We start from the raw sequence: 21,566 nt of genomic DNA, 5'->3' as shown, positions 1-21,566 counted from the left end.
ACAATCATTATACTGGTGGGGACCATCGATGGGGTAGGACAGAGTCGGGAACTGCCGACCTCGCTCGTCCGGCCGAGAGCTATCAATGACGAACACCTACGTCGGTTCGATCGATCAGGGGACGACCGGAACGCGGTTCATCGCGTTCGATCACAGCGGAACGGTCGTCGCGAACGCCTACGAGAAGCACGAACAGATCTACCCGGAACCGGGCTGGGTCGAACACGATGCCGTCGAAATCTGGGAGAACACGCAAGCCGTCGTCGAAAGCGGCCTCCGGGAGGCGAGCATCGCTCCCGAGCAGCTGGACGCCCTCGGAATCACGAACCAGCGCGAGACGACGGTCGTGTGGGACGCCGAAAGCGGACGGCCGGTCCACAACGCGCTGGTGTGGCAGGACCGCCGCACCACCGACCGCGTCGAGGAACTGGAGTCAGCCGATAAGGTCGAGTGGATCCGCGGGAAGACCGGCCTCGAAGCCGACGCGTACTTCTCGGCGACGAAGACCGAGTGGCTCCTCGACAACGCCGAACCCCTGAAGATGCAGAGCGTCCGCGACGACGACCTCCGGTCGCGAGCGGAGGCGGGCGAACTGCTGATGGGGACGATCGACGCGTGGTTGATCTACAACCTCACCGGTAACCACGTCACAGACGTGACGAACGCCTCACGGACGATGCTGTACAACATCCACGATCTGACGTGGGACGAGGACCTCCTCGGGGAGTTCGACGTACCGGCGACGATGCTCCCGGAAGTACGCCCCTCTTCCGACGAGGCGCTCTACGGTCACACCGACCGCGACGGGTTCCTGGGTGCCGAGGTCCCGGTCGCGGGCGCGCTCGGCGACCAGCAGGCCGCGCTGTTCGGACAGACCTGCTTCGACGAGGGCGACGCGAAGAACACGTACGGAACGGGCTCGTTCTACCTGATGAACACGGGCACGGAAGCGGTCGATTCGGATCACGGTCTGCTGACGACGATCGGGTTCCAGCTGTCCGGTGAGCCCGTCCAGTACGCGCTCGAAGGGTCGATCTTCATCACCGGCGCGGCGATCGAGTGGCTCGAAGACGTGGATCTCATCAACAACGCCGCCCAGACTGCAGAACTCGCGCGGTCCGTGGAGTCGACAGACGGCGTGTATCTGGTCCCGGCGTTCACCGGGCTCGGCGCGCCGCACTGGGACGGCCGCGCCCGTGGGACCATCGTGGGGATGACCCGCGGGACCAGAAAGGAGCACATCGTTCGCGCCGCCCTGGAATCGATCGCGTATCAGACGCGCGACGTCGCCGAAGCGATGGAGGCCGACTCGGGGATCGAGACCGCCTCGCTCCGCGTCGACGGCGGCGCGGTCAAGAACTCGTTCCTGTGCCAACTCCAGTCCGACGTCCTCGGGATCGAGATCGCTCGCCCGCAGGTCGACGAGACGACTGCGCTGGGGGCCGCCTACGCCGCCGGGTTGGCCGTCGGCTACTGGGAGACCGTCGACGAACTGCGCGACAACTGGCAGGTCGACAGGGAGTTCGCCCCCGAGATGCCGAGCGCGACCGCCGATCGACGCTACGGGCGATGGGGTGAGGCCGTCGAACGCTCCCTCGACTGGGCCAGAGAGGAGTAGCGATCCGTGCTGGACCTGCCGCTTCAGGTGCCGCTGCTCGGGATCGGCGTCGAAGGGCTCGCCGTCTTAGTGATCGCTGCTCTCGCCGGCGGGGCGTTCGGTGCGGCGCTCGGTGCGCTCCCGGCGTTCATCTTCACCGGGTTCGTCGTCTTCCTCGGCGAGGGGCTCGGGATCCTCCAGCGGGAGATCGAGGCCGTCGGTCTCGTCCCGCAGGGCGACCTCGCAACGGGGGTGACGAGCGTGATCGGCTTCGGGATGGTGACCGGCCCGCACGTCTCCTTCGCGGGAGGCGTCGCCGCGGCCGCCTACGCCGCGAAGCGGTACCCCGAGATGGAGCCCGACGGCTGGAGCTATCACTTCGGGAAGAACATCGGCTTCGCGTTCGGGACGAAACCGGACATCCTGGCGGTCGGGGGAATCTTCGGCGTCCTGGGGATGCTTATCACCCGACTCACGAGCGGTCTCGGGGCACCGACGGACACGATCGCGCTGTCCGTCGTCGCGACCGCACTGCTCGCCCGCGTCGCCTTCGGGTACCCGATCGTCGGCCGGATCGCCGGCCGCAACGTCCTCGATATGTCCCCGTTCGAGCGCGACGAGTCGCGGTCCGCACCCGACGGCGGGACGATCGGGGGGCGACCGGCGACGGAGCCGTGGCTCCCCCACCAGTACACCTGGACCGGCGTCACGGCGATCGGACTGGTCGGCGGCGTCCTCGCGGGCTACATCTGGCTCGAAACCGGGAGCATATTCCTGGGCTACGCCGTCTCGGCGATGAGCCTGTTGTTCCTCAATCTGGGCGTCGAGCGGATCCCGGTCACCCACCACATCACGCTCTTGGGCAGCGTCGGTGCGGTGATCGCGCTCCCCGTCCTCGGCAGCGATCCGCTGGTCCTCCTCGTCGCGGGCGCGGTCGGCGGACTCACCGGAATCGTGGGGGAGGTGACCCAGCGCGTGTTCTACGCGCACTCGGGGACGCACGTCGACCCGCCGGCGATGGCTATCGCCGTGATGATGTTCGTCGTCGCGCTGCTGTACCTCGCGGGACTCCTCCCGAACGCGGGCTATCTCGCGTTCTGAGCGGTGACGGGGGCTCGGCCCTGCCCCTCACACCCAGGGCCGTTCGGAGAACTCTCCCGCCGCGATCTCGCGCTCGATCTCTCGGAGCGTCGCGTCGTCGACGCCGACGAGGTGACACAGCGGGTGTCCCGGTGCCGCCACGGGATTCTGCAACGAGCCGATGATGAGGCCGGTGAAGGGGGCAGCGACGCGCTTCTCCCGCTCTTTGAAATGGTCGGAAATAGTACAGACCGTATCGCCCTCGTACACCAGTGGGACGGGTCCGTACTGCATCTCGACGAGTCCGCCCGTATCGGCGCGGAGCCACCGCTTGTCGCCGTTGCCGTCGACGACGCGGGTCCACCCCGGCCAGCGAACGGCCGCGTCGGGCAGCAGGCCGTACTCCGCGAAAACGCTCTCGACGCCCTCGAGCGCGCGGTCGATCAATTCCGGCTGGAACCGGTGGGCTCGACCCATTTCGACGGTGATCGTCGGAATGCCGTCGTTCGTCGCGACGGTGCGCAGCGACCCCGCCTCGGCCTCGCCCGAGAGAACGAGATTCGATCCGAACGCGCGGGCGAGCCTGTCGACCTCCGGTCTGGCCGTGTCCGCCCGCACGTGGTACATCGTCGTCCGGTTGCGCGTCGAGGTGTGGAAGTCGAGCGCGAAGTCGCAGGGGCGGACGAACCGCTCGTAGATCACGTTCGCCATCCGTTCGGCGGTGTTGGAGCGGGCGTTGCCCGGGAAAGAGCGGTTCAGATCCTGATCGTAGATCGGGATGTACCGCTGCTGTGCGAGGTAGCCCGGCACGTTAGCGACGTGCACGCAGACGACCGTCCCGTGGACCGCGGCCGGATCGTACCGGTCGGCCACCTCCTGGAGGACTTTCACGCCGTTGAGTTCGTCGCCGTGGATCGCCGCCGAGAGAAACGCCGTGGGCCCGCCGTGCTCGCCGTTGATGATTGTCACCGGAATTTCGACCGGGTCGCCGAGGTACGTCTCGCTGATCTCGTAGCGGAGGTGTCGGGTCTGCCCCGGCGGGACCTCGGTGTCGTATCTGAACGGCTTCGGGTCGCTCATACGTGGGTCGTTCGGGGGAACGGCGTATAGTCCCAGGTAGGTTCGTGTCAGCCCTGGAAGACGATTCGACTACCCCGACGGCGGGCCTATCCCGAGGGATTAATACGGCCGGTACTCCAGCATCTGATAATGGCGCGCGAGCCGTCCGCGGACGAGTCGGCGGATCTGCAGTCCGTCCTCGACGCGCTCGACGACGAGGACGCGAGAGCTATCGTCCGAGCGCTGGACGAACCGCGAACGGCGAGCGAGCTCTCCGAACAGTGCGACATCCCGCTGTCGACGACGTACAGAAAGCTCGATCTGCTGACCGACGCGGAGTTGCTCGAAGAGGGGACCGAAATCCGCTCTGACGGGCACCACACGACGACGTACTCCGTGGCGTTCGAGGAAGTTCGGATCGCGCTCACCGAATCGCGGGAGCTGGACGTCGAGATCGCTCGGCTCGAACAGGGGCCCGAAGAACGGCTCGCGGACATCTGGACCGCAGTACGGGAGGAAACATAATGGTACACACGACGACGACGACGAGCATCGCGACCGGAATAATCGTGGTGAAGACGGGGATACTCATCCTCGGCGGCCTCATCACGTACTTCTCGCTGAAGGCGTATCGGAAGACCGGCACGAGAGCGTTGCGAGCACTCGCGATGGGGTTCGGCATTATCACACTCGGTGCGCTCCTGGGTGGAACGTTGGACTTCATCCTCGGTGTCAACCTCGCCACCGGGATCCTCATCGACGCGATCCTCACCTTCGTCGGGTTCGCGGTCATCACCTACTCGCTGTACGCCGACTGACGGCCGTCCTGTCGACGGTCCCGATGCGGACCGTCGGTGTGTCCACCGTTCTCCCGTGATTGCGACTCGCGAGCCGACGCCGTCGGCGCACGCCCGACCCATCTGTATTGTCCAGTATTTGCAAAACTATTTTATTCCACGGGCTCCAACGAGGTGGTGATGAGCGAATCTCCCAACGAGATCGACGAGATCCGCGCGCAGAAACGCGAGGAACTCGCTTCACAAGTGAACGACGATTCGGACGAAGAACCCGACGAAGCGGCTACTGTACCCGCTGAACCGATCCACGTCAATGGATCCGAAGAGCTACAGGACGCGATTTCGACGTACGATGTCGTCCTCGTCGACTTCTACGCAGATTGGTGCGGACCGTGCAAGATGCTTGAGCCGACCGTCGAGTCGCTGGCCGAATCGACGGACGCCGCGGTGGCAAAGGTCGACATCGACCAAAACCAGCAGCTGGCACAGCAGTATCAGGTCCGCGGGGTGCCGACCCTCCAACTGTTCAGCGACGGGCAGGCGGTCGAACAGGTCGTCGGCGTCCGCGACGAGTCGACGCTCCGCTCTCTGATCGAGCAGTACAGCTAGGGCCTCACGGTCGCGGCCGACCACACGTGGGGTCGCGCGAAACCGGGCGCGCGCTTTTCTGCCGGGGTCGCGAAGGGTCGTTATGGTCGATTCCACACCCGACGTCGAGGTGTCGCCGGCGGTCCATCGAACGGCCGAGGACATCGGCTCGATGGAGATCCGCGGTGCGGCGACGATCGCCGCCGCAGCGGCGGAGGCGCTCGGCGAACAGGCCGCGACGAGCGAGGCCGACTCCCCCGAGGCGTTCCGCGCGGAACTCCGAGCGGCCGCCCGCGTGCTCTACGACACCCGTCCGACGGCGGTCAGCCTCCCGAACGCGCTCCGGTACGTCCTCCGCGACGTCGAGGGCGAGGCGGTCGAACGACTGCGCACCAGCGTCCGCGCCAGCGTCTCCGAGTTCTGTCGACGGCTCGATACGGCGCAGAACGACCTCGGGCGGGTCGGCGCGAACCGCCTCCGCGACGGCGACACGATCATGACGCACTGCCACTCGACGGACGTCCTCGCCTGCGTCGAGACCGCCGTCGACCAGGGGAAGTCGCTGTCGGCGTTCGTCAAGGAGACCCGACCCAGGAATCAGGGCCACATCACCGCCGAGGCGCTCGACGAGATGGGCGTCGACGTGACGCTGATCGTCGACTCCGCGGCGCGGCGCTACCTCAACGACGTCGACCACGTCCTCGTCGGAGCCGACAGCATCGCCGCCGACGGGTCGGTGATCAACAAGATCGGCACGAGCGGGCTCGCGGTCAACGCCCGCGACCGGGGGACCCCGATCGTCTGCGCCGCACAGACGATCAAGCTCCACCCCGACACCCTCACCGGCCACACCGTCGACATCGAGATGCGCGACGAGCGCGAGGTGGTCGACGCCGACACCGCGGACGAGATCGGCGATCCCGAAGTGCTGAACCCCGCCTTCGACGTGACGCCGCCGCGGTACGTCGACGCCATCGTTACCGAACGCGGTCAGTTCCCGCCCGAGAGCATCGTCTCGCTGATGCGGGAGCTGTTCGGCGAGAGCACGACGGAGCCCTGGGCGGAGCGCTGACCGGGCTGTCGAGGAGCCGCCTGCGAGGCCGACTGTCGACGCTCGTCGCCCCGCGCGGACGAACCTCCGGGCTCGACGGGGATCTCCCACAGAAGAGTTTTATCGACGTGGCGGCGATCCGGGAGCGATGGCGACTCCCCCGCACCTCTCCCCGAAGCTCGTCGTGGGGATCGGTTCCCTCCTCCTGACGCTGGCCGCGACGTGGGCGACGATGCGCACGTCGGGCTACCCCTCTGAGCGGTCGCTCCCCGCGTGGCCAAAGACGCTCGGGTCACGGCTGCGGGACGAACTCCCCCGCGGCGACCACCTCACCGCCGCGTGGGTCGCGGTCGCGCTCTGGTCGGTCCTCGTCTCGGGGCTGCACTTCGGCGGCGTCTACTACAACGTCTACACCGCGATGCCGTGGTGGGACCTGATGACCCACGCGATGGGCGGCCTCGGCGTGGCGGCGCTTCTCGCCTTCACCTTCCGCGGGTCGACGCTGCGGTCACCGTTCTGGCTCGTCCCGGCCGTGCTCGCGATCGGTGCGGGCTTCGAGGTCTACGAGTTCCTCTTCAAGGCCTTCTGGCACCACTGGACCCTGGAGTTCTACGTCGAGGACACGGCAATCGACCTCATTCTGAACACGAGCGGCGCGGTCGTGTTCGCCGCCGCGACAGCGGTCTATCGGAGTCGGGTTCGGTCGGAATCGACGACGGGCGATCCCGGCGGCGACCCGGTCGGGACCGACACCGACTGAGGCGGACCCTCACGCACGCGGTCGCGCCGCGGATCACGCGCCTACCGCGGCGTCTCCGTTCCCCACTCGTCGATCGCCGCCCGGAGCGCGGGACTCTCCTCGGCCTTCGACTCCAGCGACCGATCTTCGGCGTAGGCGTCGACGGCCGCGCGCAACGCCTTCGCGCCCTCGTGGGTCCCGTCGGGATGACCGTGGATGCCGCCCCCCGCCTGCACGCAGACGTTGGTGCCGGTCGCGTCCAGGAGATCCGGAACCAGTCCGGGGTGCAGGCCGCCGGAGGCGACCGGGAGGACGTCGCCGAGACCGTAGAGATCGTCGCGGAGCCACGTGTTGATACCGACGGTGTCCTCGTTCGCCAGCTTCCCGAGGCCCGCGGTCCCGGTGTGGAGCTGGTCGACGCCGACGAGGCGGGCGATCTGCGCGAGCACGCGCATCGAGACGCCGTGCTCGGGGAGGCGGTCGAACGCCGCGTGCATCGCGCGGTGGGCGTGGATCGCGAGCCCCAGTTCCTCGCAGCGCTCTCGGACCGTCTGCACCGCGGCCCACCCGGTCGTGATGACGTCGACCATCACGTACTCGCAGCCCTCGGCGGCCACCTGGTCGACGCGTTCGAGCATCTCGTTCGTGCCCGCAGTGACGTTGATCAGGTACGACTTCGGCTCGCCGGTCTCCTCCTCGGCCCGATCGCGCTGCGCGAGGCTCTCGACGAGACGGTCGTGAAACGGATTGAAATCCTGGTCGGTGAGGTTCTCGTCGTCCTTCAGGAGGTCGACGCCTCCGGTCCAGGCCTCGTAGCCCACCTCGGCGTGCCGCTCGGTCGAGAGGCCGACTTTCGGCTTCGGGACCGTCGCGAGGATCGGTCGGTCCTCGACGTCGAAGATTTCGCTCCTCACGTCCGACCCGAACTGCGGGCCCGAGAAGGAGGTCGCGAGCCCCTCGGGCCACTCGCAGTCGACGAGTCGGATCGTGTCGACGGCCTTCATCCCCATGATGTTGCCCGCGATGCAGGAGAGGATCTGCGGCATACTTCCCGGTTCGAAGAGCCCCTCCGGGTACGCCACTCGTATCTCGGCGGCGTCGCCGGTGCCGTCCACATCCGCAGCGTCGTCGAGTTCGCCGATCTCGAACGCCATCGCCCGCATATCGGTGAACCCCTCGCCCGTCGGCAGCGCCGCCCAGGTCCCGTTCGACGACTCGGAGGCGACGCGGGAGGCCGCCGATTCGACGTCCATCCCGTCGGCGGGATCGATCCGGAACGTGCAGATCAGGTCGGCGTCGGCCGGCTCGAACGACAGGTCGATGAAGTCCTCGTAGGTGATTCCAGCCATACCCGTCGAAGTTCACGCCGAACCCTGATAAGTTTCGTCGGACACGCGCTTCACGCCGAATCGTGATAAAGTTCGTCGGACACGCGCTGCGTCGACCGTCGTCGTTCGGATCGGCAGCCCCTCGACGCTCGGAACGGCGGCGACCGAGACTAGCGCGGTTGTCGCTCCACGTCGCCGCCGGGCGACTCGTCGGCCGAGTCGGCGAGTCGCCGTCGGACCCGATCGAAGACGTCGACCTCGGCGTCGAGCGTTGCCGCGAGGGCGTCGCCGGCACCGAGGAGCCAGACCACTCGCTCGACGTGTGACTCGACGTCCCCCGGCCCGATCCGGTATCGATCGACGAGCGCCTCGATGGACGCGCCCTCGCTCCACTCGAAGACGAGGCGGGCCAGTTTGACCGCACAGAGCCACGACTCGAAGTCCTCGGCCTCGTCGGGCGCGGTCGTGAACTCCGCGGCGTGCTTGGACGCGTACCGGTAGATGTCGGCGCGCTCGCGGTTCCCGAGGTACGTCCCGCGCATGTCCGGCGTCGCGCAGACGACGCCCAGCGCCGTGAGGGCGGTGACGTCGTCGTCCGCCATCCTCTCGATGATTCGGATGCCCTCGATCAGGCGTGCGCCCGTCTCCGGGCGGACGTACTGTCGGGACACCGTCTCGCCGAGATCCGTCGCGGCCAGGGCGTCCGAGGCGGTCGCGGCGGCGTCCGGACCCGCCCCGCGATGCGGGGTCGCGTCGACGCTCGCGACGCCGCCAGCGTCGTCGCCCACGTCGAGCAGTTCCATCTCCGCGAGTTCGCCCGCGACCGTGGCGAGCAGCCCCGAGAGGTCGACGTCGGGCGACTGGTGGGCGAAGAACGTCGCGTCCAGCAGGTCGAGCACGCCCGCCGTGGAGTCGGCGAACCCGGAGGCGACCACGCTGAGGACGTGGGTACGCAGCGCCTCCCGCGCGGCCAGTTGCGACTCGACGGCCTCGGGGCCGGCGTCGACGTAGCGCTCCCAGAGGTCGTCGGCCGTGCGTTCGTCGCCGACGAGCACGGCCTCGCCGTAGGGGTCGAGATGGGGGCGTCCCGCGCGGCCGCACATCTGGTGGACTTCGAGGACGGGGAGCTTCGACATCTCTTCGCCGGTGTAGCGTTCGAGGTCGCGGACGACCACGCGACGCGCGGGGACGTTCACGCCCGCCGCCAGCGTCGGGGTGGCGCAGATCACGCCGAGTTCGCGCCTCCGGAACGCGGACTCGACGAGCGCGCGGTGCTCGTTGACCAGCCCGGCGTGGTGGAATCCGATCCCCGACTCGGCGGCGTCGGCGAGCCGTCGGGCCGTCGCGGTGCCGTCGACCGCCCGGATCTCGTCGGCGAGGTCGGCCGCGGCGTCGCCGTCGGGGGCCAGATCAGCCTCGGCGAGTCGCGTCGCCAGCGACTCCGCCTCCCGGCGCGAGCGGACGAAGGCGAGACACTGTCCGCCCGTGTCGATCGCGCCCTCCACCAGCGAGGCGGTGACCGCGGTGGCTCGCTCCTCCGCGGGGTCTGCCGCCTCGGCGTCGACGCCCAGTGCCGATCCGTCGTCGAAGCGGACCTCGCTGCCGTCGTAGACGCCCGTCCGGAGGGACACCGGCCGCCACGTCGACTCGACGAGCTCGGCGTCGAGCCACGACGCCACGTCCTCGGGGTTGTCGACCGTCGCCGACAGCGCGACGATCTGGACGCCCGGCGCGCGACGCTGCAGCGTCGCGAGCGTGACCTCCAGCGTGGGGCCGCGGCGCTCCCGGCCGAGCAGGTGGACCTCGTCGACGACGACGCAGGCGAGGTCTTCGACCCACGACGCCCCGTTCCGGATCGCGGAGTCGACCTTCTCGGCCGTGGCGACGACGACATCCGCCTCGCCGAGTTCCTCGTCCGGCGAGTCGAAATCGCCCGTCGAGATGCCGACGCTCACCCCCGGAAGCTCCGCGAACGACTCGTACTTCTCGCGAGCGAGCGCGCGGAGCGGGACGGCGTACAGCGCCGGGCCGTCGGCGGTCAGCATCGCCAGTTCGGCGATCAGCGTCTTCCCCGACGCCGTCGGGATGGCGGCGACTACGTTCTCGCCCTCGGTGATCCCGGCGTCGACGGCGGCGGCCTGCGGCGGGTACAGTTCCTCGATGCCCGACGCGCGGTAGTGCTCGCGGACGGCCGCGGGGACGGGGAGGTCGCTGACGTGCACACCTCCGAGTGGGCCCGTCATCACATAAAAACTCGCGGCGTGGCACGGATCGGAAGTCGCGCCCGACTACGCGAACTGCTGTTCGAGCAGCGTCGTCAGCAGGTACGCGCCCAGTCGTGAGGTGTTATCGGTCGGATCGAGCGGCGGGGAGACTTCCATCAGATCGACGGCCCCCACCGAGTCGTGCTCGCCGAGAGTTTCCATCACGGTCAGCGCCTGCGACGCGCTCAGTCCGCCGGGTTCGGGGGTGCCGGTGCCCGGGGCGACCGACGGGTCGACCGAGTCGATGTCGAAGGTGACGTAGACGGCGTCGGCGTCGGCCGCCGCGTCAGTGATGGCCTCCCGGACGACGTCCCGGATCCCGCGCGTCTCGATGTCGCGGACGGTGAACAGCGACAGCCCGCTCTCCTCGGCGAACTCGAAGAAGCCGGGCGACTCGTAGCCGCGGATGCCGACCTGCGAGACGTGCTCGTAGTCGGTATGCGGCGACTCGGCGATGTGGTGGGTCGAAGAGCCGTGGAAGTGCTCGCCCAGGACGGCGCTCTCGGCCACCGTATCGGTGTGGGCGTCGATCTGGACGAGTCCGACGGTCTCGTGGTCGCTCCCCTCGGCGAACCCCCTGAACGACGGGAACGTGCAGTAGTGGTCGCCGCCGAGGAGGACCGGCATCACGCCCTGGTCGGCCACGGTCGCGACGTGCGCGGAGATGGACTCCGCCGTCGTCTCGCGGTCCATCGGAAAGACGGGGACGTCGCCGCAGTCGACCAGCTCGAGCGCGCCGAAGTCGACCTCGCGGCCGGTCCGGACGTTCGTCAACCCGCCCTTGTACCCCGAGAGGTACGCCAGCCACCCGCTGGCGCGGCGCAGGGCTCGGGGGCCGTAGCGCGTCCCCGGCCGGTTGCTGACCGCGCCGTCGTACGGGGCGCCGAGGACGGCGGCGTCCGCGCCGGCGACGTCCTCGACGTCGGCGATCTCGCGCTTCAGGAACGTGTCGAAGCCCTCGTACGGGAGTTCGACCGCGCTCCCCGGGTTCGATTCGCGGAACGCGGCGGCGCGGCTGGTGCCCGGCGCTTGCTCCATCTCACGCGCCCCCGTCGCGAGCCGCCTCGATGGCCGTCCGGAGCCCCTCGACGGCGCGTTCGAGTTGGTCGCGGGAGATCGACAGCGGCGGCTGGAATCGCATCACGTTCTTGTGGAACCCGCCGACGCCGATGATGATCCCCTGTTCTCTGAGGTGCGTACCGACCGACTTCGCCAGCTCGGCGTCCGGGGCGGGCGCGACGCCCATCGGCCCAGTCTCGTCGGGGTCGACCAGTTCGATCCCCTGCATCAGCCCCAGTCCCCGCGCGTCGCCGACGACGTCGTACTCCGTCTCCAGTTCCGCGAGTCGGTCGCTCAGCCACGCGCCCTGCTCGCTCGCGTTCTCGATCAAGCCGCCCTCGAGTTCGTCGATCGTCGCCAGCGCCGCGGCGCACGCGACGGGGTTCCCGCCGAACGTCGACAGGTGATCGCCGGCCTCGAACGCGTCAGCGACCTCAGCGCTGGCCGTGAACGCGCCGAGCGGGAGGCCGTTCGCGATGCCCTTCGCCTGCGGCATAATGTCGGGGACCACGTCGAAGTGGTCCGAGGCCCACATCTCGCCGGTCCGGCCGTATCCGGCCTGCACCTCGTCGACGACGAGGAGCGCGCCGTGCTCGTGCGCGATCTCCTTGACGCGAGAGAGCCACCCCTCCGGCGGAACGATGATTCCGCCCTCGCCCATCACGGGCTCGACGACGACCGCCGCCAGGTCGCCGGCGGTGTGGGTGTCGATCACGCGTTCGACGTCCTCCGCGCAGGCGCACGAACACGGCCCGCCGTCGCACAGCTGACAGCGGTAGGCGTACGGCGGCGCGACGTGTGCGACGTCGTTGATCGTCGGGGCCATATCAGCCTTGTAGGACTTGTTGCCGGTCAGCGCCAGCGACCCGAGGGTGCGACCGTGGAACGACATCTCCAGAGCCAGCACCTCCTTCGAGCCGGTGTACTTCCGTGCGAGTTTGATCGCGCCCTCGACCGCCTCCGTGCCGGAGTTACAGAAGAACGTCTTCTGGAGGTCGCCGGGCGTGACTTCCGCGAGTCGCTCGGCCAGCGCCGCGGCCGGCTGGTTCGGGTGCACGTACGTGCACCCGTGGACGAACTCGTCGAGCTGCGCCTTGGCCGCCTCGACGACGGCCTCGTTGTTGTGGCCCGCGTTGGTCACCGAGATTCCCGAGAACACGTCGAGGTACTCGTTGCCCTCGAAGTCCTCGACCGTGCTCCCGGAGGCACGCTTGATCGGGACGTTGAGATTCTTCCAGATGGGCATCAGATACTCGTCGTACTGCGCTTCGATCCGCTCGTTCGACGGTGGTGAGTCTGTTTGCTGTGACATAATGGATATGGAACCCGTATTCCACCTTAATTGGCTCTTGTACCGATGCGTTCAAAAATCTTGAGGTGATCGAACGCACCTGAAAAAGGGGCAGTGAATCTGAATACCGACTTTCGGCGTGCCTCCACGTGGCAGACTGATGGGATCGAGATATGGTAACTTATTGCCGCTTGTCGGCGCGGTTGTCGAGGCTTTTTATTTGGGCCCGTCGTGGCTTCGGGTAAGCAATGGCTACCGGGGGAGAGAGGCGACGGTACGATCTGCTCCGCCTCATCGGCGAGAACGAACCGATCGGGAGCATCCGGCTGGTCGATTTGATGCAACAGCGCGGCTACTCGATCAAGGATCGGACGATCCGTCTGATGCTGTCGGAACTCGACGAGGAGAACCTCACGGAGAAAGTCACCGGAAAGGGGCGGCGATTGACGGCGGAGGGCCGCGAGGAACTCCGGCGCGGGGACGTGAGCGGACGGTTCGAACGGATCCGCGAACGGATCGCGACGCTGACGAGCGAGGTCACCTACGACCCGGCCGAGGACGGGGGCGAAGTGGTGTTCGGCTCCGGTCGGGTGCCGGCCGACCGGGTCGACGACGCGTTCGAGTTGCTGACCGCGCTCCACCGGTCGTCCGTCGGTCCGGTTCCCGTCTCGCTGATCGAGACCGACTCCGACTCCGAGGTGGAAATCGCCGTCCCGTCGAGTATCACGCTGGACGGGATCCTCCTCTCTCGCGGGATCAACGCCCGGCTCGTCACCGGGGGTCTCGTCGAGTACGACGGCGAAATCGATCGCTACATCGACGCCATCAGCGGGGAGGGGTCGACGATGGACGTCGTACGCCTGCTCGTCGAGGCTGGTCGGACGGACGTCGGAGCGATCTTGGACGACCGCGAGGGCATTCTGATCGTCGACAGCCGTGAGTTCCCGCTGACCCGGTTCGACGAGGCGCGGGACCTCTCGACGGCCGCGCGGGATCAACTCGGCGGCGTGCTCGACTTCCGCCGCCCGCGGGAAACCGGCCAGATACCGGCCGGGCGGTCCGGGTGGGAGTTCGCCTCGCTCACGTACGGCGGCGTCGGCGAGGCGGCGTTCGCGCTGTTGCACGAACACGGTTTGCTGCAAGAGTGGGAATCGCTTGACGGCGTACGACCGCGGGCCGCGTTCGAGCCGGCGCCGACGCTCCGCGAACGGCTGTGACTACGCGCCGACGACGATCCCAAGGATGATCACGCCGAAGAACGCGGCCCAGAGCCCCAGCGATCGCAGCGTCTCCGCGCTGTCTTCGAGTTCGACCGGTCCCGTGTCGGCGGTGTCTCGATCGCTGTCGAACCCCTGGGTGAGGAACCAGTACACGACGAGCGCGCCGAAGAGCGCCTCGGCCACCCAGAACAGGACGATCATCCCGGTGAAGAGGCCCTGGCTCATCATAGCTCCTCACCTCCGTCAGCGGCGATCTTCGAGCCCTCCTGCGCGATGGACTCGAACCGGAAGTCGTCGGGAGCGGCCGCGCTGAGAACGGCCGTGAGCCCCGTCGACACCAGGTGACCGACGGCCATTATCTCCCACAGTTTGAGCGCCGGCGTGCTGACCACGACGCCGTAACTCGCCGCGAGCAGGTACCCCGTCACGAGCTGTGAGACGACGACGCCGGAGACGAACCCGGCCTGCGAGGTCTTCTTCCAAAACAGTGAGAGCGCGAACGGACCCACGAGTGCGGACGCGCCGATGCCGCCGATGAGGAGGAGTTGCACGAAGCTGATCGAACCGAGCGCGAACACCGTGGCGACGAAGATGACGACCGCGAACCCGATCGACGCGGCGCGGGCGACCCGGAGTTGCTGATCGTCCGATGCCCCGGTGTTGAGGTGCCGGTAGTAGATGTCCCGCGAGGTGAGGCTGGCGATCGCCGTCAGATACGAGTCGACGGACGACCCCAAGACCATGAGCGCCACGAGCAGGAACAGGATCGCCGCCCAGTCGGGCATCAGCCCGAGCGCCTCGATCGAGAGGTTGCCCGGTGCGACGTCGGTGAACGCCGCGAGGCCGACGAACCCGATGACGGAGTACATCGCGATGGTCGTGAACACGCCGATGCCGCCGATCGTGAGGAACCGGGAGGTCTTGTCGCGGCGGACCGCGAACACTCGCTGCCAGGTTGCCAGCGAGACGACGCCCCACACCCCCAGTCCGAGCGCGTAGGGGAGGAACAGCCCCTCGATGGCGTTGAGGTTCGCCATCGAGAGGAACGACGACGCCTGCGACCCGAGGTTCGCGACCATCTGTTCGTACACCTGCCCCGGTCCGCCAGTTTCGAACAGTAGCAGCGGGACGAAGACCAGGGTCAACACCAGTGCGCTGACGAACTGGACGAAGTCGGTCGTCATCGACCCCCAGAGGCCGCCGAGGAGGATGTAGACCCCGATGACGCCCATCAAGACTGCCATCACGACGTTAGGATCGATGCCGGTCAGTCCACCGATGACCGTCCCACCGACGAACAGCTGGATCACCCCGCCGAGAACCATCGTGTACAGGATCACGAAGATCACGACGAGATGGGCCCACTTCCCGAATCGCTCGATGAAGTACTCGCTGTACGTCAGCCCCTGCGGGAAGAGTTTGCGCATCCGCAGCGCGAAGGGGATGACCACGAACGAGGAGAGCACGGCGGGGGCGGCGTACATCCAGGTGCCCGCGACGCCGGTGATGCCGACGTACTGGGGCACGCCCAAGATGTCGCCCGCCCACATCCAGGTCACGGCGAACGAAGCCGTCGTCAGGCCGACCTGGGCCCGCCCGCCCGCAGTGATGAACTCCTCGGTGTCGTTCACCGACTGTCGCCGGAAGATGTAGTAGCTCAACGCGATCATCGCGAGCCCCCAGGCTGCCAACAGCCCGGCGCCAGTGAGTTGCGTTACCACGTCCGATCACCCCGACCGGAGAATCGATCGCCCGTCCGACACCTATGGTGGTAATGTATTACCATATCAAGAGAAGCAGAGTGAGACGACACATATAAAAATTGTGGTGGCAAGTGGCATGGCTTACGTACCCGAAGCACGAACCGCGACTCGTATGCACGCAGATCTCACCCATCCGATCGAGACGGGAATGCAGACGTATCCGGGGGACCCGGACGTGACGGTGCGCGCTCACGCGTCGCACGACGCCGACGGCTATCGCGTCTCGGCCGTCGATCTGGGCAGCCACACGGGAACGCACGTCGATGCCCCGTCGCACGTCGTCCCGGAGGGGAAGACGCTCGACGACTATCAGCTCGACCGATTCGCCTTCGACGCGGTCCGCGTCGACTGTCGTGACCTCGGCGCGCGCGAGGCAATCCCCGCGGAGCGCGTTCCCACGACCGATGCGGAGTGTCTGGTGCTCTGGACCGGCTGGGACGCCCACTGGGGCTCCGATCGCTATCTCGACCACCCCTACCTCTCGCCGGCGGCCGCGAAGCGGTGTGCCGATCAGGGGCTGGCCGTCGCCTCCGACACGCTGAACCCCGATCCGACGCCGACGCCGGCAGCCGACGGCGACGAACCGGAGGGGTTCCTCGCCCACCACGCGCTGCTCGAAGCCGACTGCCTCGTCCTGGAGAACCTCACCGGCCTCGGCGCGGTCGAGGACCGCTTCGAACTCCGGGCCTACCCCCTGGCGCTCGGCGGCGACGGCGCTCCCGTCAGGGCCGTCGGTGTGGTCTGAAAAGCCGGCATATCTATGCCACCATTTTATTACCGAGCCCCGAGTTGAATTTCGTATGTTGCACACGCAGGGACCGCTCCGTACGATCGACGTGGGCGCCCGCGAGACCGCGACCGAACCGATCGAGGAGACGCTCGCCGAGTACATCGGCGGTCGGGGGGTCGCGACGGCGCTCGCACACGACCGAATCCCGTTCGACGCGGACCCGTTCGGCCCCGAGAACAGCCTGTTTTTCACGACCGGCCCGATGCAGGCGTCGCGGATGTCGTTCACCGGTCGGATGAACTGTACGGGCGTGTCGCCGCTGACCGACGGGCTCTTCTCGTCGAACGCCGGCGGCTTCCTCTCGCGGAACTTCGTCGGCGCGGGGCAGGCGGCGGTGGAAGTGACCGGCGAGAGCGACGAACTCCTGGCGGTCCACGTCCGCGAGGACGGCGTCGAGTTCGAGGACGTGCCGGAACTGGCGGCGGCGGAGGTCCCCGAGGTCGTCGCCTACGCCGCCGACGAACACGGACTCGAACCGGAACACACGGCCTGTATTGGCCCCGCGGGAGAGAACCGGGTCCGGTTCGCGTCGATTATGACCAGCGAGTCGCGCGCGTTCGGTCGCGGCGGTCTCGGCGCGGTGTTGGGGGCGAAGAACGTCAAACTCCTCACGTTCGAGGGCGACGCCGACCCGGGCGTCGAGATCCCGTCGGTCCAGATGGAGGTCCACCGGGAGGCCGCGACCGACGACCACATTATGAAGCGACAGGGGACGACGTCGGTGACGGACCTCGCCAACGAGGTCGACGCCCTCCCCTCCTATTACTTCGCCGAGCAGTCCTTCGAGGGTGCCGAGGGGATCAACGGCGACCGCGTCGAGGAGAAAAAGTACAAGAAGGGGACCTGCTCGCAGTGTGCGTTCGCCTGCAAACTCCCGACCCGCGACGAGGCCACGGGCGTCGAGACGGAGGGCCCGGAGTTCGAGACGGTGATGTCCTTCGGCAGCAACTGCGGTGTCGACGACATCGTCGACGTGATGCGGTCGAACGAACTGTGTGACCGACTCGGATTGGACGTGATCTCCTGCGGCGACACCGTCGCCGGCTACCTCGCCAGCGAGGACGCCTTCGGTGACGCGGCCCTCGTCCGCGAGACCGTCGAAAAGATCGCCGCGCGCGAGGGCGTCGGCGACACGCTCGCGGAGGGGATCGACCGCGCACACGAGGAACTCGGGGTCGAGAACTGGACCGTCAAGGGACTCGAGTTCCCCGCGCACGACGGCCGTGCGCTGAACGGCCAGGGACTCTCGTTCGCGACTGCCAACCGCGGTGCGGACCATATGTACGCGACCTTCTACGCCTACGAGTACCCGCTCGTCCCCCGCCAGGAGTCGTTCGACCCCGAGGGTCTCGACGCGGCGAAGGCCGAGAAACTCGTCGAACTGGAGAACACGCGCGCGGTAGAGGACTGCGGGGTCGTCTGCCGGTTCTCGCGTGACTTCATAACGCCGGACCGCTTCGAGGCGCTGTTCGACGCGGACTACGATGCCCTCCTCGACGTCGGTTCGCGAGTCGTCGAACTGGAGCGGCACTTCAACAACCAACGCGGTTTCGACCGGGCGGACGATCGGCTCCCGTACGAGGTCGAGGGCTTCGAAGCGGCGCTCGACGACTACTACGCGGCCCGCGGATGGACCGAAGACGGCGTCGTCCCCGACGTCGGAGCGGGCGCGACGTCCACCGCCGCGGACTGACGAGGCCAGTCCCGACCGGCCGAGCGTTCTACTCCTCCGCCGACTCCCGGCCGGCGATCATCCGCGCGGCCAGTTCCGTCCACTCGTCGCTCCGGATCGCGACGCCGACGATAGCGGCCCGCGAGACGTACGAGAGGACGATGCCGACGTACACGCCCGTGAGCCCGAAGTCGAGGACGACCGCGAGCAGGTACGACGCCCCTATGAGAAACACGTACGAACCGACGATGCCGGCGTAAAACGGCGTTCGCGTGTCGCCCGCACCCTTCAGCGCGCCCGAGAGGGGGAAGTAGATCCCGATGAAGACCATCGCGACGGCGAACGCGCGGTTGAACTCGGTCGCGAATCCGATCGTTGTCGCGTCGCGGGTGAAGAGCGTCGCCAGCGGCTCGGCCGCGACGAAGAGCAAGACGCCGATGGCTCCCAGGGTAGTGAGACTGATGCCGGCGACGACGCCGGCAGTGGAGCGCGCGTCGTCCGGCTGCCCGGCTCCCAACTCCTGCCCGACCAGGATGCTCGAAACGGTCCGGAACGCCCGGAACAGCGGCGCCATGAACTGCTGGTAGATCCGCTTTCCGATGTGGTAGGCGGCGTTCGCCTCGGTGCCGAACAGCAACACGAGCGAGTTGAACGGGAAGTTCGCGACTTCGGTGCCCAGCCCCCCGACGATGTCGGGGACGCTCACTTCGAGCAACTGCCGGGTGAGGAGCAGCCCCCGCGGTCGGGCGAGCGACAGCGACGTGCGGTCGCTGAGAAGCACGACGACGACGAGCACCGCCTCGACGGTCCGACCGACCGCCGTTGCGATGCCGACGCCGACGATTCCGAGTCGGGGCGCGCCCGCGACGCCCAGTCCCAGCGCGATCGAGAGCAGGATGTTCAGTCCGGTCGCCCCGCCGTTGATCACCATCGGCGTGCGGGTGTCGCCGGTTCCCTGCAGCGCCCGCGCGCCGACGAAGCCGACGATCCGCATCGGCGCGGCGGCGAAGACGATCGCCAGATAGCGGCCGCCCTCCCGCGCGACGGCGGCGTTGGCGCCGAGCAGGCCGATCAGCGCCTCGCTGAACAGTAGGCCGACGGCGATGAGCGGGATTCCACAGAGGAGGCCGATGAGGAGCGCCTGGGTGATGGCCCGATCGCGGGTGTCGCTCGATCCCCGGCCCGTCTCCTGACTGGACAGGGAGATCGCCCCGCTGCCGAGGCCCATTCCGATCCGGAGCGGGATCCGCGAGTAGAGGTCCGCGAGTCCGATCGCCGCGACGGCGACCGGGGAGAAGAAGCCGGTGACGAGGATGTCGACCGTCCGCATCAACGTGTTGAGCGTCTGCTGGACGGCGACGGGCCACCCGAGGTCGAGCGTTCGGTTCCCGACCGAGCGGACGCGTTCGCGACGTGGGAGGCGCAACGACTGGGCCTGCGCGTGCCCGGACGAAATAGGTTTCCGTCGGTTCGATGCGTCGCCGTCGACGGCTCTCGGACGGAGCCCTCCGTGGCGACGCGGTCGACCGATTCAGATGTAGCCGCGCACAGCGGCGCGGTCAGCCGCTCAGATGTAGTCGTGCTCGGCGAGCCGGTCGACCGCCTCGCGGAGCCGCTCCTCGCTCGCGGCGTAGGAGATCCGGGCGTAGCCGGGCGAGCCGAACGCCGAGCCGGGGACGGTCGCGACGTGGGCGTCCTCGATCGCGCCGGCGCACCACTCCTGATCGTCGTCAGCGACCGGAAGCATCATGTAGAACGCGCCGTCGCCGACCGGAACGTCGACGCCGTGCTCCTCGAAGAGGTCCGCGAGCATATCGCGGCGCTCGCGGAACGCGTCCCGCATCTCGACCACGGCCTCGTCGGTGTTCTGGATGGCTTCGAGGCCGGCGTGCTGGACGAAGTTCACGGCGCAGGAGACCGAGTGCGAGTGCAGTTTCGCCGCCTGCGAGACCAGCGACTCGGGGGCGTGGAGGTAGCCGAGCCGCCAGCCGGTCATCGAGTACGCCTTCGAGAAGCCGTTGATCGTGACCGTTCGCTCGGCCATCCCGTCGAGCGTCGCGAGGCTCGTCGGCTCGACGCCGTAGGTGATCTGCTGGTAGATCTCGTCGGAGATGACGGTGATATCGTGCTCGACGGCTAGATCGCGGACGCCTTCGAGGGCTTCGTCCGAGTAGACCGCGCCCGTCGGGTTCGACGGGGAGTTGACGACGAGCAGTTCGGTGTCCTCGGAGACTGCTTCCGCAAGGTCGTCGAGAGCGGGCTCCAGCTGGAAGTCGTAGGGCGCGAGGTCGACGCGGTTCAGCGAACCGCCCGAGAGCTTCGCCATCGCCTCGTAGGAGACCCACGCGGGATCGAGGAGGACGACCTCGTCGCCGTCGTCGATCAGCGTCTGGAAGGTCTCGAAGAGCGCCTGCTTGCCGCCGGGGGTGACGATCACTTCCTCGCTCGCGGCGTCGATACCGTCGTCGCGGAGTTTGCTCGCGATCGCCTCGCGAAGCGCCGGGATTCCGTTCGAGGACGTGTAGCCGGTGTGTCCGGCGTCCATTGCGTCCTGTCCGGCCTCGACGATGTTCTCCGGCGTCGGGAAGTCGGGTTCGCCGACCGAGAGGTCGACGACGTCGACGCCCTCCGCCTCCAGTTCGCTCGCCTTGTTGCTGATTGCCAGCGTCGCGCTCGGTTCCACCCGTTCGACGCGGGCTGCGAAGTCGAAACTCATGCCAACGTCTCCACCATATCGACCGCGGCGTTTACCGCTTCCGCACCTTTGTCGATGCGCTCTCTCGCCTCGGCCCCGCTCTGTCCCGGCCCTGAGACGCCGAACGTCACCGGAACGTCCCGATCGAGACTGACCTCGGTGAGCGATTTCGCCGTCGCGTCGGCGATGACGCGGTCGTGATCCGTGTCGCCCGTGACGATCGCGCCGACGACCGCGACGGCGTCGACGTCGCTCCGTCGTGCCAGTCGGTCGGCCGCCAGCGGCGAGTCGTACGCGCCGGGGACAGACAGTTCCGCTGCGATTTCGATGTCCAGTTCGGCGGCGGCCTCCCGCGCGGCCGACGCCATCCGTTCGGTGACCGAGGCGTTGAATTCGGCCACCACTAATCCGAGCGTTACCATACCGAAGCCGTTCCGCGGCGGCGTCAAAGAGGTATCGGCACGCCCCCCGTCGACGGGGCACTGCGGCGAAGCATAAAATATCCGCTCCCCAACACGATCGGCGGCAGCACGAGGTCCCCTCGTCGATAAACACAAGAGTTGTAACCACCTG

20 protein-coding genes are annotated in these 21,566 nt (G+C 67.9%); 10 read left to right on the top strand and 10 right to left on the bottom strand.

From position 1 onward, the window contains the following. Window positions 1–85: 85 nt before the first annotated feature. Both glpK and NO360_RS08550 read left to right on the top strand, forming a co-directional pair. Complete coding sequence (glpK, locus tag NO360_RS08555; RefSeq protein WP_256307371.1) at window positions 86–1,618, top strand: glycerol kinase GlpK; 1,533 nt, start codon at window positions 86–88, stop codon at window positions 1,616–1,618. Between the two features lie 6 nt (window positions 1,619–1,624). Then, window positions 1,625–2,698, top strand: coding sequence for a DUF7973 family transport facilitator (locus tag NO360_RS08550; RefSeq protein ID WP_256307370.1), 1,074 nt, complete (start codon window positions 1,625–1,627; stop codon window positions 2,696–2,698). Window positions 2,699–2,725: 27 nt separating this feature from the next. Here NO360_RS08550 and NO360_RS08545 read toward each other — a convergent pair whose 3' ends face one another. Next, the gene (locus NO360_RS08545; protein ID WP_256307369.1) at window positions 2,726–3,757 is read right to left on the bottom strand and encodes a succinylglutamate desuccinylase/aspartoacylase family protein; all 1,032 of its coding nucleotides are present in this window, start codon (window positions 3,755–3,757) and stop codon (window positions 2,726–2,728) included. A gap of 129 nt (window positions 3,758–3,886) precedes the next feature. On the opposite strand from NO360_RS08545, the gene NO360_RS08540 reads away from it, so the two are divergent. The 5 genes from NO360_RS08540 to NO360_RS08520 all read left to right on the top strand — a co-directional run bounded on the left by NO360_RS08540 (window position 3,887) and on the right by NO360_RS08520 (window position 6,932). Beyond that, window positions 3,887–4,261: a winged helix-turn-helix domain-containing protein gene (locus NO360_RS08540; RefSeq protein ID WP_256307368.1), complete on the top strand. Its 375-nt coding sequence runs from the start codon at window positions 3,887–3,889 to the stop codon at window positions 4,259–4,261. Continuing rightward, entirely contained in the window at window positions 4,261–4,554 is a 294-nt protein-coding gene (locus NO360_RS08535; protein ID WP_256307367.1) for a DUF7521 family protein, read from the top strand. The genes NO360_RS08540 and NO360_RS08535 overlap by 1 nt, the downstream gene beginning before the upstream one ends. 159 nt (window positions 4,555–4,713) lie before the next feature. Beyond that, complete coding sequence (gene trxA, locus NO360_RS08530; RefSeq protein WP_256307366.1) at window positions 4,714–5,142, top strand: thioredoxin; 429 nt, start codon at window positions 4,714–4,716, stop codon at window positions 5,140–5,142. Window positions 5,143–5,224: 82 nt separating this feature from the next. Beyond that, window positions 5,225–6,193, top strand: a complete 969-nt coding sequence (locus NO360_RS08525; protein WP_256307365.1) for a ribose 1,5-bisphosphate isomerase — start codon at window positions 5,225–5,227, stop codon at window positions 6,191–6,193. Window positions 6,194–6,320: 127 nt separating this feature from the next. Beyond that, window positions 6,321–6,932 carry a DUF2238 domain-containing protein gene (locus NO360_RS08520; protein WP_256307364.1) on the top strand — a complete coding sequence of 204 codons (612 nt, stop codon included), beginning with the start codon at window positions 6,321–6,323 and terminating at the stop codon, window positions 6,930–6,932. A 41-nt stretch (window positions 6,933–6,973) separates the two neighbouring features. On the opposite strand, the gene rbcL is transcribed toward NO360_RS08520, so the two are convergent. From rbcL to NO360_RS08500, 4 genes are all read right to left on the bottom strand, one after another. Further along, on the bottom strand, window positions 6,974–8,260 hold the full coding sequence (gene rbcL / locus NO360_RS08515) for a type III ribulose-bisphosphate carboxylase (protein ID WP_256307363.1): 1,287 nt from the start codon (window positions 8,258–8,260) through the stop codon (window positions 6,974–6,976). A 149-nt stretch (window positions 8,261–8,409) separates the two neighbouring features. Then, entirely contained in the window at window positions 8,410–10,461 is a 2,052-nt protein-coding gene (locus NO360_RS08510) for a DEAD/DEAH box helicase (RefSeq protein ID WP_256308508.1), read from the bottom strand. A 66-nt stretch (window positions 10,462–10,527) separates the two neighbouring features. Then, complete coding sequence (locus tag NO360_RS08505; RefSeq protein WP_256307362.1) at window positions 10,528–11,541, bottom strand: agmatinase family protein; 1,014 nt, start codon at window positions 11,539–11,541, stop codon at window positions 10,528–10,530. A 1-nt stretch (window position 11,542) separates the two neighbouring features. Next, window positions 11,543–12,874 (bottom strand): aspartate aminotransferase family protein, encoded by a 1,332-nt coding sequence (locus tag NO360_RS08500; protein ID WP_256307361.1) that lies wholly within the window; start codon window positions 12,872–12,874, stop codon window positions 11,543–11,545. A 227-nt stretch (window positions 12,875–13,101) separates the two neighbouring features. Here NO360_RS08500 and NO360_RS08495 point away from each other — a divergent pair, with 227 nt between their 5' ends. Further along, window positions 13,102–14,070 (top strand): NrpR regulatory domain-containing protein, encoded by a 969-nt coding sequence (locus NO360_RS08495; protein ID WP_256307360.1) that lies wholly within the window; start codon window positions 13,102–13,104, stop codon window positions 14,068–14,070. Here the strand turns inward: NO360_RS08495 and NO360_RS08490 are convergent, their stop codons facing one another. Further along, entirely contained in the window at window positions 14,071–14,301 is a 231-nt protein-coding gene (locus NO360_RS08490; RefSeq protein WP_256307359.1) for a hypothetical protein, read from the bottom strand. Beyond that, a complete protein-coding gene (locus tag NO360_RS08485) occupies window positions 14,298–15,794 on the bottom strand; it encodes a sodium:solute symporter family transporter (RefSeq protein WP_256307358.1) in 1,497 nt (498 codons plus the stop codon). Before NO360_RS08485 ends, NO360_RS08490 begins: the two co-directional genes overlap by 4 nt. A 154-nt stretch (window positions 15,795–15,948) precedes the next feature. Here NO360_RS08485 and NO360_RS08480 point away from each other — a divergent pair, with 154 nt between their 5' ends. Then, complete coding sequence (locus NO360_RS08480; RefSeq protein ID WP_256307357.1) at window positions 15,949–16,581, top strand: cyclase family protein; 633 nt, start codon at window positions 15,949–15,951, stop codon at window positions 16,579–16,581. 55 nt (window positions 16,582–16,636) lie between these two features. Further along, window positions 16,637–18,319 carry an aldehyde ferredoxin oxidoreductase family protein gene (locus tag NO360_RS08475; RefSeq protein ID WP_256307356.1) on the top strand — a complete coding sequence of 561 codons (1,683 nt, stop codon included), beginning with the start codon at window positions 16,637–16,639 and terminating at the stop codon, window positions 18,317–18,319. A gap of 28 nt (window positions 18,320–18,347) precedes the next feature. Here the strand turns inward: NO360_RS08475 and NO360_RS08470 are convergent, their stop codons facing one another. The 3 genes from NO360_RS08470 to ribH all read right to left on the bottom strand — a co-directional run bounded on the left by NO360_RS08470 (window position 18,348) and on the right by ribH (window position 21,415). Then, complete coding sequence (locus NO360_RS08470) at window positions 18,348–19,724, bottom strand: MATE family efflux transporter (protein WP_256307355.1); 1,377 nt, start codon at window positions 19,722–19,724, stop codon at window positions 18,348–18,350. A gap of 141 nt (window positions 19,725–19,865) precedes the next feature. Next, window positions 19,866–21,014 (bottom strand): pyridoxal phosphate-dependent aminotransferase, encoded by a 1,149-nt coding sequence (locus NO360_RS08465; protein ID WP_256307354.1) that lies wholly within the window; start codon window positions 21,012–21,014, stop codon window positions 19,866–19,868. Beyond that, a complete protein-coding gene (gene ribH, locus NO360_RS08460; RefSeq protein WP_256307353.1) occupies window positions 21,011–21,415 on the bottom strand; it encodes a 6,7-dimethyl-8-ribityllumazine synthase in 405 nt (134 codons plus the stop codon). The genes NO360_RS08465 and ribH overlap by 4 nt, the downstream gene beginning before the upstream one ends. Window positions 21,416–21,566 lie beyond the last annotated feature (151 nt).

It is taken from the genome of Halobellus litoreus (assembly GCF_024464595.1).
Taxonomy (GTDB): domain Archaea; phylum Halobacteriota; class Halobacteria; order Halobacteriales; family Haloferacaceae; genus Haloquadratum; species Haloquadratum litoreum.
The sequence above is the reverse complement of the archived record's forward strand: the minus strand, read 5'-3'. Positions and strand labels throughout refer to the sequence as shown.